Here is a 12,526-nt window from a genome sequence, read left to right on the forward strand (position 1 = left end):
GGGTGGAAATCTCGTGAACGAACGGATTGATCCGTTTACCGTTAAAAAGGTTGAATACCTGCTGAATGGCTATATTGCGCTAAAGGTGCCAGGCTACGTGCGTTCTGACGTGCGGCTCATTTATCAAATAGAGGATAACTGTTTGATCTTGACGGAGGAAAGGCCTTCTAATGAAACTGAGTTGTGGGATCGCACGGACATTGTCCAATTTCGCTGGGAAGAAAATCATTGGCATGTATATGCCCGGCAAGAGGCTGAAAGCTGGCAGCGTGTAAAAGAGATTGCACCTAATCCGTGCTTTGAAGAACAGCTCGAACAGGTAGAAATAGATCATGCAGGTATTTTTTGGACAGGTTAACGAAGTACAGAATGATAAGTTCGGAAGATGGAGGTAGTGGGAGTCGTGTCGTTAAACTGTATATGGAAATAAACAGGCTGACCGTAATTCCTTATATGGAAGTTACGGTCATTTGTTTTGTCTGAAGTGGCACTGTCTAGTGCACTTGAGGGTTATGTGTGCGTTTGGAAAGTATGTCAAGCGGTTGATTGATACAAATGTTTAATATTTTCCACGAGGTGGAAGTTACAAATGTATGGTAAAGTGTAGTATATACAAGGTTTTAATCCAAATGTCTTATTCAAAGTCTCCTGTGCATACCGAATCCGAATCACACGAGGTGAGAAAAATGTTGCAATCGTTAAAAGCCATTGCTAATTACAGGAAAGAAAATGATCTGGCCTGGGATACACCGACTTGGTTAAAGCTGCTTGTTTCGGCTGAGGAGCGTATTGTAAATTTGGAACGCATTCGATCTATAGGTGAGTTAAAGGATGCCAATCCTGTACTGGATTACGTGGAGCGTACGTTGCTTATTTTGGACGGACTTCCATTGTCATTCTGGGTTAAAGAGCTACTGGAGGATGTATTGGTATGGTCTGAGACAGCCAAAGGAGGCACAGTCCGCGAACGGCTACGCTGGCAGCATGAGGGTATTAATTTATTTGTACATAATATCGGATCCTCCCAACTGTATGTCAGACAGGCCCAAGCGGAGTCCCCTGCTTACCCGCGCAATAGCATGACCCGAATTCTGATTGAGACGCATGGATTGATCGGGCAATATATACGGGGGGAAATTCCTTTTGCTGAAAATCGACTGCTGCTTGAAATTACTCGTAAGGGCTGGCTGAGCCATGAGGAACTAGAGCTTGTTTTACGGGCCCTGAACGAGTGTATTATCGCCGGGGTGGAACCTGCATTATGGGACCAAGTACGAAGTGAAGTGGAGCAGCTGATCGGCTGGATTGCATGGGATAACGCACCTGTAGTCTGGAGTGTAAAGGAGCGACTCGAAAGATTACGGTCGGTTTCCATTCATGAAGGGGAGCCGTTCGAGCAGGCTTACACAGAACTAGAGCGGGAGTTGAATGTAGAGAAGGCGCTAGCTCCGTTGGAGAATCGGACACTTTGGTATGTAGAATCAGCTTTGCAGGATTTTTCACTTCAAGAACTGGTAAAGGTATTTTTACTCACATTAAAGGATGGCACAGGACAGGAACAGCCTGCGACCGTTCGCCATATCAGTTTCGAATCGCTCATGAATACGATGTATTATGACTATCGTGGTGTCAAGAAAATTAACGTATATAAAAAACGAATGATAGAAAAATATTTAAGTGCACTGTCTTGGCAGGACATTTCAAAAGGAAAACGGAAGCATAATCCTCATTTGAGTGTGATCGTGGAGCATAAAGAAGAGCTACCGAGTACTGTATTTTTTAATTTTGTATTTTCATCTGCGGCTGAGAAACTGATTGACTTTTGTATTGAGGCAGAAAAAACGCCTCTGTATGACAAAGCAGTCCTGCTGCTGTTCGATCTGTTCGGATTACGGCGCGATGCGTATGATCGCTTTCACAATGAGGAAACGTACCTTACAGATATGAACCAGACCGTAGATTACAAAAGGGTCATTTTAGATTATGTGACTGGAACCCGCATACTGGATATTGGACCCGGCGGGGGTGTACTGCTGGATCTGATCGAACAGGAAAGACCAGATGCGAAGCCATTAGGTCTTGATATTTCTGTGAATGTCATTGAGGCACTTAAACGTAAAAAGCAATTGGAGCGCCATCGTTGGGATGTCATCAAAGGGGATGCGCTTCGGTTAGAGGAATATGTGGAAACGGGGAGTATGGACACGGTCATCTTCTCTTCGATTCTTCACGAGCTCTATTCCTACATCGAACGAGATGGAATTCGGTTCAATCCACAAACAGTGGAGGCAGCTCTGCAGAGCGCCTATCGTGTGCTTGCACCCGGCGGTCGTATCATCATTCGTGACGGGATTATGACCGAACCAGTAGAGCAGCGCAGACGAATTCGATTCTTGGAGCCGGATGGAATGGAATGGCTGATACGGTATGCGCAAGATTTTGCAGGTCGCCACATTGAAATAGAGCGTGTGGGGGAGCATGAGGCTGTTTTACCAGTGAACGATGCAATGGAATTTTTATATACCTATACATGGGGGGCGGAAGCCTATGTGCATGAAGTGCAGGAGCAGTTTGGTTATTTTACCCCGTCACAGTATGAAGAGTGTATCCGTAACACACTTGGATCACAAGCGATTATCCGCGTGAGCCGCCACTATTTACAGGAGGGCTATGCCGAGGCGCTGTCCAGACGTGTTGAGTTCATGGATGAGCAGGGCCAGCAGGTTTCTTTGCCAGACAGTACCTGTCTGATCGTGATTGAGAAGCCGAATAATAGGGCTGGAGTTGCTGAATGATTTTTGATTTGAACAAGAGAATGCCTTCTGATTTGTGCCAAGCACGATTAGAAGGCATTTTTTAGAAAGCTATGCATTCAAATATGACCGTGCAGCGTATACCGAAGCCAAAGGGCCATTCGTTCGGCAGATGGTTGAGCGGGCAAAGCTTGAAAGATATAGGTAGGGACAGATGAATTCTTAGTCGCATGAACAAAGTGGGGGAATGATGAAGAATATGATGCTTGATGCACAGCTAACGCCAAGTGGTTTAAAAGACAGAATGCTGCTGCTGTCAGCGCTGGACATTATATTGTCTCCAGAAGATTGGTTACGCACATATCGTATACAGTCTGAGTGGTCTGGTGATGTGTGCCTGGGTGAGGTAAACAACGGCGCTGGAGATACAATTCATATGCTATGGACGCGTGGAGGTGTGCTGTTGAAGGGTTTTAACCACGAATCCCCTGTAAGTCCTCATGCGAGAGAAGAATATGAGGTCTGGCCGGGCATGTACGACGGTGTGCCTGATGATATGATGGAGCTTTTGGAAGATGAAGCACTGGAGAAAGAGGACGTTACCTTTTGTATGTGGAGGGAAGCGGGAGATAAGGAGTGGCGTATGGGCAACGCGAACTTTCCTGAGGGATATGACGATGGCTCATCCTTTTTGCTGGGGAAAATTATAGTTACACCGGAGGAATATCAGGATTGGGCTGAGAGTTACTATGAGTTGCCGATTTCTCTAGGGGTGGTAAGCCAGATTTTCAACGGCGTTCCGATCACTTCACAGATGATCTCTGCGCTTCATCCACAGCGTAACGTTACGGAAGCGATAAAGGAGCTAAAGCAGCTTGGCGTTCAGGTGCATGAAAGCTAAGAATACAGATTTGTTTTTCTTGCCAAGTTTTGTATATAATACAGGAGAAATGGCTGGGTTAATCACCTCGAATTAAAGGAGCTGTGTTGAAGATGTCCAAACGTTTGATTCCTTACATCACGATGGATGGAAATGCAAAAGAAGCAATCGAATTTTATGAAAAGGCATTGGATGCTCAACTGCTTTTTATTCAAACCTTTGGGGAAATGCCGGAAAACCCCGATTTTCCCATTCCTGCAGAGGTCAAGGAACGTGTGGGACATGCTACCCTTAAAGTGGGTGAGACAGAGCTCATGTTTTCTGATACCTTTCCCGGATCACCGTTTAGCAGCGGGAATCAGGTGAGTATCTGTATTACAACCGATAGTGTGGAGCAAGCTCAAAAAATGTTTGATGCTCTACAGCAAGGAGGACAGGTGGGAATGCCCTTGCAGGAAACCCATTTTAGTCCAGCTTATGGGAATGTAACAGACAAGTTTGGTGTCACTTTTCAAATGTTCACTGAGGCTCGGTCTTAAGAAATGTAAAGCGGCTCGATTCTGCTACTTTAGCGATCTGGCCGTTTTTTTTTGCGTGTATGCCCTCGTGCTCAATTCCTAAAATAATTATTTTAATATTGTTGAAATAGAAACAAAAGTATACTATATTGTATTGTTAATGCACCACGGGTGGGAGGACAGGCCATGAACAAAGAAGAACAGGTCATAGTGGGTTTCAGGGACTTATTTAACAAGATGGTTTGGCTCAATAAGGATAAGATGGAAGACAGCCTTAAGGGTTATAAGCCTTCTGAAGTACATTGCATCGAATACATTGAAAGAAATGTAGATTCCAACGTGACAAAGCTTGCGGAGTCCCTTTATATGACTACCGGTGCCATAAGTAAAATAACTAAGAAGCTTATAAAAAAAGGCATTATCGAAAGCTACCAGAAGCCGGATAACAAGAAAGAAATCTATTTTAGGCTTACTGAGGAAGGGAAAGTAATCTATAAAATCCATGAGGAACTACACAAAGAGTTTCAAGAGCGGGATAAAGCCGTATTTGAGCAGGTAACCGAAGAACAATTTGATAGTATGATTAGCTTCTTGGAAAAGTATAGTAGGCATTTGGATGCAGAAATAAAGAAGCAGGGTATAGATATTAAGATGGAATAAATTTGAATAATGAAAATCAAACCATAGGCAGCCGGGCTCTATTGAGAACGGGCTGTATTTTTTTGTTATTATTTTGTTGCCGAGGAAGCAAAATTGTGATACGATGTTTTTGCTTCCAAGGAAGTGAAATCGAAACCTTTAAGGGGAGAAATGAAGTGTTCAAATGTAGATCACACAATGAACAGAACACAGAACAAACCGTAGATAAACACGCTTTAATATTCGGCCTTATCTCTGTATTTCTTTGCGGAATAGGCTTCAGTATCATAACACCTGTCGTCCCATTCTTAGTGCAGCCTTATACAAGCAGTCCGGGAGAACAAGCTATAGTTGTTACGTTGCTGACCTCTGTTTATGCATTCTGCGTGTTTTTTGCGGCTCCCGTACTTGGCGCTTTGAGCGACAAATATGGCCGTCGTCCATTGCTCTTAGTATGCCTTTTGGGTTCCGCAATTGGGTACTTGGTTTTTGGCATAGGAGGAGCTCTATGGGTGCTATTTGCTGGGCGCATCATAGAAGGGTTAACAGGCGGGAGCATAAGCACGATCTTCGCCTATTTTGCAGACATCATTCCTCCAGAACAGAGAACCAAATACTTTGGATGGGTGAGTGCGGTTGTAGGTATAGGCACTGTCATTGGGCCAACTCTAGGCGGATTACTTGCCAAGTTTGGTTATTCTGTACCCATGTATTTTGGAGCAATCATCACTTTATTGAACGTTGTTTATGGATTCTTTTTTATGCCTGAGAGCCTTGACAAGAAACATAGACTGAAAGAGATTACCTTTGTAAGACTGAATCCATTTACACAGCTTGCAAACCTGCTTTCCATGAAAAACTTAAACAGGCTACTTGTCTCTGCGTTCTTACTTTGGATACCCAACGGATCTTTACAGGCCGTTTTTTCACAATTTACAATGGATACTTTCAGTTGGAAGCCTGCACTAATCGGACTTATGTTTTCAATTATGGGTTTCCAAGACATCATTTCACAAGGTTTCATCATGCCCAAGCTTTTGATAAAACTTAATGATAAACAGATAGCCATTCTTGGAATGGTTTCGGAGATTATAGGTTACAGTCTTATTGCGCTATCTACTTTGTTCTCATTCTATCCTCTTTTTATCGCTGGAATGTTTATATTTGGTTTTGGTGATTCGATCTTTGGGCCTTCATTCAACGGGATGCTCTCCAAGTCTGTCGATTCTAGTGAACAAGGAAGGATTCAAGGAGGTAGTCAATCTATTCAGGCTTTAGCAAGAATGATTGGGCCTATTATTGGAGGTCAAATCTATGTATCACTGGGTCATGCCGCACCCGCTTTTATGGGTATGATCCTTATAGCAGCGGCAATACCAGTTTTATATAAGCGAACGCATGTAAATGAGGATTTTGCAAAATCCTGAAATATGTAAACTATCTACTTTATTTAGGCAATAGGGTTTCAGAACTCAGGGACAAGTTCTGAAACCCTATTTTTTTACAGTTTTACGTAATTGTACTTATACGCCAAAATTAAAATCATCATCTGTCAGCGGCTCTACATTCATCGCCCGCACATAGCCGTTTCCTTTTTTAGAAAAGAAATCATGCTGCTTAGTATGGGTGCTGATGCCGTTGAATACAATGGGATTAACTTCTTCTTCTTCAAACAGTGGATCAAAGCCCAAGTTCATCATGGCCTTGTTGGCATTATAGCGCAAAAAGACTTTCACATCGTCTACGAGTCTAATAGGGGTGTAAATTTGCTCGGTGTATTGTTCCTCGTTATTATGCAAGTAGCGCAGCAAGCCTACCAGCGTCTGGTAAAGATCACGTTGTTCTTCCTCGTCCAATTCTGCATAAATCTCCTGTGCCAGTACACCTACGTACACACCGTGAATACTTTCGTCCCGTAAGATCAAATCGATAATTTCTCCACTACATGTCAGCTTGCCCTGGCCCGCCAGATAAAGAGGATAGAAGAAGCCGCTATAAAACAAATAGCTTTCTAACAGCACCGACGCAGCCATCGCGAGATAGAGGTCTTTCGGTGTGTGGATATTCATATAATATTGACGAATGGTTTCTGCTTTGGTTTGGAGATGTGGATTTTCTTCCACCCAGCGGAATACACCGTCAATTTCTTCCGTGGAAGCTAGCGTTGTAAAGATGCTACTGTACGACTTGGCATGGATTTGTTCCATCATCGCCATAAAGCTTAGTACGGCTTTGCGTTGCAGTCCGTCCACATGCTCCATAATTTGCGGCATACCTACACCGCCTTGAATGGTATCCAGCAGTGTTAATCCGCCCAGCACCTTCATGTAGGCTTCTTTTTCGATATCACTGAGGGTTACCCAGGACATTTTATCGTCAGACAACGGGATTTCATCATCCGTCCAAAATTGCATGATGTTCTGGTTCCAGAACATCAGTGTAAAATCATCGTCCGAGCGATTCCAGTTTACGGCTTGTATACCTGTCATTGTTAGCATTCTCCCTTCAGCTTGCGAGATTCCCTAGAAACACACATTGAAATAGTGCAGGCGAATCATCGTATGCTTGACATACGGAAGCTGTATCCGCGAGGGTCTTGTCCAGTCCCGTAAAGGTCTAAACCACACGCTGGATACAGCTTCTAATGCAAAGCATCCATATCTATTTAAAATCTAATTTTTATACTACAGCTTGTTACCATTTATGCTTTAGATGGAGCAGGTGAGACACTCTTCCACAGACAGCTTTTTAGTGCGTGTGTAGTATAACGATTTAAGTCCTTTGTGTGCGGCGTACAGATAGCAACGTGCTAACTGACGCGTAGTCACGTCACTGTTCACATGAAGCACGGTCGAAATTCCTTGGTCCACATGCGGCTGGATTTCTGCAATCAGATCCAGCACTTTGAATTGGTCCATTTGATAAGCAGATTTATAGAAGAACACGTTATCCTTTTGCAAATAAGGCATTGGATAGTAGGTCGTCGAATTGGCATAGGTACGGGTTTCAATCTGCTCAACAATCGGCATAACACTGGATGTTGCATTTTGAATGTACGAAATGCTGGCAGTCGGCGCAATTGCCATACGATAGGCGTGGTACAGGCCATTTTTCATCACATCTGCTTTTAATTTGTCCCAGTCCGCTGTAGTCGGAACATAGATGCCCTTGAATAACTCTTGCACACGTGCAGTTGTTGGACGATAATCTGTGTTCAGGTATCGGTCAAAATATACGCCTGTCGCATAATCCGATTCCTCAAATCCATAAAAGCTTTGTCCAGCCGCTTTCGCGATTTCCATACTCTTTTCGATGGAATGATAGTTCATCGTCATGAAGAAGGTACGGACAAAGTCTTTTGCTTCATTGCTTTCATACGCAATTTTGTTCTTGGCAAAGTAGCCGTGCAGATTCATGACACCCAAACCGACGGAATGCATTTCACGGTTCGCTTTCGCGACACCTGGTGCATTAGCTACTTGGGTCATATCGCTGACCGAAGTAAGAGCAATCATACCCTCGTGAACGGATTCGCGGATTTTGCCATGCTCCATCACATTTACAATGTTCAGAGAAGCCAGATTACAGCTCACGTCCCGGCGGATAGTATCCTGTTGTCCGTAATCTGTAATTTCGGAAGTTTCCTGCAACTGGAAGATTTCCGTGCATAAGTTCGACATCTTGACTTGACCCACGTTTTTAAGAGCATGTGCCTGGTTCGCGTTACTTTTGTTCATGATATATGGATAACCAGACTCCAACTGAATCATGGCAATTTTCGTCAGCATGTCACGTGCGCTCATCGCTATTTTTTTCTTCACCCGATCGTCGGCGAGCAGCGTGTCGTACATTTCATCCAAATCCATGTCGTCCAGATGTGTTCCATAGGCTTTGAACACACTGTAAGGAGCAAATACATGCAGCGGTTCGTTATCTTGAGCCAGCTTGTAAAAGCGATTTGGCACCAGCAATCCAATCGAAAGTGTCTTAAGACGTACTCTTTCGTCAGCATTGATTTTTTTGCTATCCAGAAACTCCAGCACATCCCATCCGAAAATGTTGTAATAGGCTGCCCCAGAGCCTTTACGTTGCCCCATTTGATCCGCATAAGAGAAGCCGTCTTCCATCAGCTTCAGCACAGGCATAATGCCTTTTGCTGCGCCTTCTACGCCTTTAATCGCTTCGCCGCGTGCCCGCAGCTTCGACAGGTTAACGGCAACACCGCCGCCGATTTTGGACAACTGCATGCAAGTGTTTAGCACATAGTTGATCGAGTTCAGGGAGTCGTCCATTTCGAGCAAGAAGCAGGATACCAATTCCCCACGGCGGCTTTTGCCTGCATTCAGGAACGTTGGTGTCGCTGGCTGGAGACGTTGCTCCATCATCGAGCGGGACAACAGGCGTGCCGTATCCGCGTTACCGCGTCCCAAATGCAGGGCAACCGCGGCAACCCGATCAGGGTAATGTTCCAGATAGACTTTACGGTCATTACTCTTCATTGCATAATCGGTATAAAACTTGGATGCTGCCATATAGGAAGGGAATTTAAAATTATAGCTATGAGTGATATGGAAAATATCATTAATTTCGTCAGCCGTATAGCTGTTGTAGAAATTCTCATAATAATCATTCTCAATCATATACAGCACTTGAGCGGCTGTGTCAGCAAACTTCAAACTCCGTTCCTGAACTTCCTTCATAAATTCTGCTACAGCCTCTTGGTCCTTTTCCAATTGGAAAAAGCCGTCTGTATCGCGTTTCATCAACATGTTGTTCAATTCAATATGCCGCAACTCGGCTCACCTCCTGTTTAAAACGCTCTACATCTCCGAACGTTCCAGATAATTCAAATTTACTAATCACGGGGACATTATAGTGGTCGGCAATCAAATCCGCACTTTTGGCAAATTTCTCACCCCAGTTACGGTTGCCGCTTGCAGCTACACCAACAAGGTTTTGTGCGTTTTTTTTCAAAAAGGAAGATACCCTCTCAGGTATCTGCCCAAACCCGGTTGTATATGTAATAAGTACGTAAGGCTCTTCTATAGTCATTTGCTCCTCGATCTGAACCGCTGGAAGCTTGAGCTTGTTTATAAATCTTTTTACATTGCCGGTCTTGGAATCATAAGCAATCAGCATGGTATGCATCCTCCTTAACAATTAACGAAAAAAAGAAAACGGCATTGCCCGAGATCCATCATAGCTCTAATCCCTTGCTGACTGTGCCATTTTAAATTTTTGACTCTATATTTACATGTATTTTCATACCTGTATCTTCAAGATATCGGTCATAAATACGTTTTTTACACTATATTTAGAGTACATTCTCTATTTTATATCTATATATAGTTTTGTCAATCGGTCTAGAGGGGATCAGAGGACCCAGATCGGGTAGAAGTCCAAGCGGGGTGCGGAAAAGAGCGAAAGAACTTTTTTTTCGTAAGTATGTTAAAAAAGTATTGGAGTTTTTGAGGGTGAAGATGTACGATTTGTCAATGGGCAATTGAATGGAAAATTTACATTTTACTGTAGAAAGGATGAAGTGAATGGGAAGTGATTCTATGGAAGTTCAATCGTTTAATACGATCTTTTTTATCGTATTTGGACTCATTGCTTTTGTAATGATTATGGGAATTGTCAAAACGATCGGAGCGGGCCTGTCCAATCAAGCAGCCGAACGGGTACAACGTTCATGTAAGGTTGTGGATAAACGGACGAGAGTGCGTGGGGGATCAGGCGATTTTTCAGCTTCGACCTATTATTATATCACCTTTGAGTTTGACGGGGGTGAGCGTAAGGAGCTGGAGGTGAAGGATAGGGACTTTGGTATGATTGTGATCGGGGATCGTGGGGAGCTTCATTATAAAGGTACACGTTTTCTGGAGTTTGTGAGAGTAATGGAAGCATAAAGGTGCTTAAACAAATACATAATCGGAGGGAAGATTACGATGCCGCATATCATTGGAAAACGAGTTGTATTGAGAGAATACCGTCAAGAGGATATACCAGATATCCGAAAATGGGTCAATGACCCGGAAATCACACGTGGTTTAAGCGACGTGTTTATCTATCCGCATTCACAGGTGAATAGTGAATCTTTTGTACAGATGATGATTGACGGCAACCCCGAGATCAAAGGTTTTGTCATTGCGCATAAAGACACCCTGGATTATATCGGACAACTGGACTTATTTAAAATCAACTGGGTGAATCGGCATGCCACCCTTGGAATTGTGATCGGGCGTGACGGTGATCTGGGCAAAGGTTATGGACGGGAAGCGATCCGGCTGTTACAAAAATTTGCATTTCATACGCTGAACCTACATCGACTGGAGCTGGAGGTCTATGCGTTCAATGAACGTGCACACCGTTGCTATTTGGCCAGCGGCTTCAAGGAGGAAGGGCGGCTGCGGGAAAAGCTATTCAGGGAAGGGCGATACTATGACATTATTCAGATGGGGATTTTGCGAAGTGAATATGAGGCTGCACAGCAATCGACGGAATCCTGAGAGTGCAACCTCATAAGCTATATTACTCCGTCAGCTTTCTTCAATTTTTTATGAGTGAAATCACGGGGACTACGCTCATCCTTTTTTTATTAGCTAAAGGACTTTCTTTGCAGAGTGCGAACTTCTTACTGGTTGTATTCTTTGTAAGTATTTTTCTGTTTGAGATACCTACTGGGGCTATTGCAGACAAGTATGGAAGAAAAATCTCTGTTATTTTGGGACTTTGTTGTTTTCTAGCCTATAGTGTATTGTTCGTTTCGACAGATCATATCGGGGTGCTTGTGTTTGCGCAAGTCTTTGGAGGTCTGGCTATATGTTTACAATCAGGTTCGTTGGAATCATGGGTTGTGGAAAATAGTGATAAGCCCATGGAAGTTCTTTTTACAACCTCTAACAGTATACAGTACATTTCAGGATTTATTTGTGGTCTGTTGGGGGCCTTTCTCGCAACTTTTAACTATTCACTTCCATGGGCGGTTAGCATTTTATCTATTATTGTATGCATTTTTCTATGCTTCTTTTATATGGATGAGGAGAATGTGGCTCATCGAAAGACGTCCACTACCCGCATTAAAACGATTATCGGAGAAAGTGTCCGTATCGGTTTTGAAAATAAGTCTATCTGGATTGTGTTTATGATTGGCTTATTTATCAGCTTTTCAAACTCGGCTGGAAATACATTTCAACAGCCACGTCTGGTGGGCCTTTCCGAACAAGGGATTTGGATTATGGGGTTTATCAAGGCAGGGTATTCACTATGTATGACTTTGGGAAGCTACCTGGTTCGAAAGCTAGGCGCACGATACAGTGATGTACATATACTCATGTATGCTTGCGGCATGATTGGAGTATGGCTCATTTTTGCCGGTGCGTTCAACACATTTTATCCTGTACTGCTTACCTTTTTGATCTATGAAATGGGGCGCGGCATGTACCCGGTTGCCAAACAAATTTTTCTGAACAAAAGAATCTCTAATGAGTATCGTTCTACACTACTATCTCTGGATTCTGCGATTTCACAATTAGGCATGTGCATAGGTTTAATCATGACAGGGATCATCAGTCGTAATTTTACGGATTTGTCTTCCGATCAAACACCTATTCAAATATCTTGGGTAATGTGTGGGGGGATTGCGTTGATTCCTATCATCTTATTGTTTTACGTCAATCGTGTATCAGGGAAAAGTAATTCTTGGAAAGAAAAAGAAACCAAACAGAATATGTAAT

Annotated in this window: 12 protein-coding genes; 9 read left to right on the top strand and 3 right to left on the bottom strand. The window is 43.4% G+C overall.

Translation table 11 applies throughout. The features are described from left to right. Nucleotides 1-13 precede the first annotated feature (13 nt). From MKY16_RS09355 to MKY16_RS09380, 6 genes are all read left to right on the top strand, one after another. Entirely contained in the window at nt 14-358 is a 345-nt protein-coding gene (locus tag MKY16_RS09355; protein ID WP_029516754.1) for a DUF3024 domain-containing protein, read from the top strand. A 328-nt stretch (nt 359-686) separates the two neighbouring features. Next, the gene (locus MKY16_RS09360; RefSeq protein WP_340955115.1) at nt 687-2,795 is read left to right on the top strand and encodes a class I SAM-dependent methyltransferase; all 2,109 of its coding nucleotides are present in this window, start codon (nt 687-689) and stop codon (nt 2,793-2,795) included. A 208-nt stretch (nt 2,796-3,003) separates the two neighbouring features. Then, the gene (locus tag MKY16_RS09365) at nt 3,004-3,654 is read left to right on the top strand and encodes a hypothetical protein (RefSeq protein ID WP_340955117.1); all 651 of its coding nucleotides are present in this window, start codon (nt 3,004-3,006) and stop codon (nt 3,652-3,654) included. Between the two features lie 92 nt (nt 3,655-3,746). Beyond that, nucleotides 3,747-4,172, top strand: a complete 426-nt coding sequence (locus MKY16_RS09370) for a VOC family protein (RefSeq protein ID WP_016819177.1) — start codon at nt 3,747-3,749, stop codon at nt 4,170-4,172. A 165-nt stretch (nt 4,173-4,337) separates the two neighbouring features. Further along, nucleotides 4,338-4,811 (top strand): MarR family transcriptional regulator, encoded by a 474-nt coding sequence (locus tag MKY16_RS09375; protein ID WP_307349631.1) that lies wholly within the window; start codon nt 4,338-4,340, stop codon nt 4,809-4,811. A 155-nt stretch (nt 4,812-4,966) separates the two neighbouring features. Continuing rightward, entirely contained in the window at nt 4,967-6,217 is a 1,251-nt protein-coding gene (locus MKY16_RS09380; protein WP_340957561.1) for an MFS transporter, read from the top strand. Nucleotides 6,218-6,313: 96 nt separating this feature from the next. On the opposite strand, the gene nrdF is transcribed toward MKY16_RS09380, so the two are convergent. From nrdF to nrdI, 3 genes are all read right to left on the bottom strand, one after another. Continuing rightward, on the bottom strand, nt 6,314-7,279 hold the full coding sequence (gene nrdF, locus MKY16_RS09385; protein ID WP_340955122.1) for a class 1b ribonucleoside-diphosphate reductase subunit beta: 966 nt from the start codon (nt 7,277-7,279) through the stop codon (nt 6,314-6,316). Nucleotides 7,280-7,498: 219 nt separating this feature from the next. After that, complete coding sequence (nrdE, locus tag MKY16_RS09390; RefSeq protein ID WP_029516761.1) at nt 7,499-9,583, bottom strand: class 1b ribonucleoside-diphosphate reductase subunit alpha; 2,085 nt, start codon at nt 9,581-9,583, stop codon at nt 7,499-7,501. Beyond that, nucleotides 9,570-9,929 carry a class Ib ribonucleoside-diphosphate reductase assembly flavoprotein NrdI gene (gene nrdI / locus MKY16_RS09395; protein ID WP_016819181.1) on the bottom strand — a complete coding sequence of 120 codons (360 nt, stop codon included), beginning with the start codon at nt 9,927-9,929 and terminating at the stop codon, nt 9,570-9,572. The genes nrdE and nrdI overlap by 14 nt, the downstream gene beginning before the upstream one ends. Before the next feature lie 407 nt (nt 9,930-10,336). On the opposite strand from nrdI, the gene MKY16_RS09400 reads away from it, so the two are divergent. From MKY16_RS09400 to MKY16_RS09410, 3 genes are read left to right on the top strand one after another with little or no spacing between them, the layout of a single operon-like run. Further along, a complete protein-coding gene (locus MKY16_RS09400) occupies nt 10,337-10,699 on the top strand; it encodes a DUF2500 domain-containing protein (RefSeq protein WP_069011357.1) in 363 nt (120 codons plus the stop codon). Between the two features lie 39 nt (nt 10,700-10,738). Next, on the top strand, nt 10,739-11,299 hold the full coding sequence (locus tag MKY16_RS09405) for a GNAT family N-acetyltransferase (protein ID WP_029516763.1): 561 nt from the start codon (nt 10,739-10,741) through the stop codon (nt 11,297-11,299). Nucleotides 11,300-11,301: 2 nt separating this feature from the next. After that, entirely contained in the window at nt 11,302-12,525 is a 1,224-nt protein-coding gene (locus MKY16_RS09410) for an MFS transporter (protein WP_340955124.1), read from the top strand. The last annotated feature ends 1 nt before the right edge of the window (nt 12,526 follow it).

Origin of the sequence: Paenibacillus sp. FSL L8-0641 (assembly GCF_038006265.1) — a bacterium.
Lineage (GTDB): Bacteria > Bacillota > Bacilli > Paenibacillales > Paenibacillaceae > Paenibacillus > Paenibacillus polymyxa_D.

Excerpts from the sequence above, each read along its gene's own strand:
- MKY16_RS09360 (WP_340955115.1), top strand. The coding sequence starts at position 687 with ATGTTGCAATCGTTAAAAGCCATTGCTAATTACAGGAAAGAAAATGAT.
- MKY16_RS09365 (WP_340955117.1), top strand. The coding sequence starts at position 3,004 with ATGAAGAATATGATGCTTGATGCACAGCTAACGCCAAGTGGTTTAAAA.
- MKY16_RS09370 (WP_016819177.1), top strand. The coding sequence starts at position 3,747 with ATGTCCAAACGTTTGATTCCTTACATCACGATGGATGGAAATGCAAAA.
- MKY16_RS09375 (WP_307349631.1), top strand. The coding sequence starts at position 4,338 with ATGAACAAAGAAGAACAGGTCATAGTGGGTTTCAGGGACTTATTTAAC.
- nrdF (WP_340955122.1), bottom strand. The coding sequence starts at position 7,279 with ATGACAGGTATACAAGCCGTAAACTGGAATCGCTCGGACGATGATTTT.
- nrdI (WP_016819181.1), bottom strand. The coding sequence starts at position 9,929 with ATGCTGATTGCTTATGATTCCAAGACCGGCAATGTAAAAAGATTTATA.
- MKY16_RS09400 (WP_069011357.1), top strand. The coding sequence starts at position 10,337 with ATGGGAAGTGATTCTATGGAAGTTCAATCGTTTAATACGATCTTTTTT.
- MKY16_RS09405 (WP_029516763.1), top strand. The coding sequence starts at position 10,739 with ATGCCGCATATCATTGGAAAACGAGTTGTATTGAGAGAATACCGTCAA.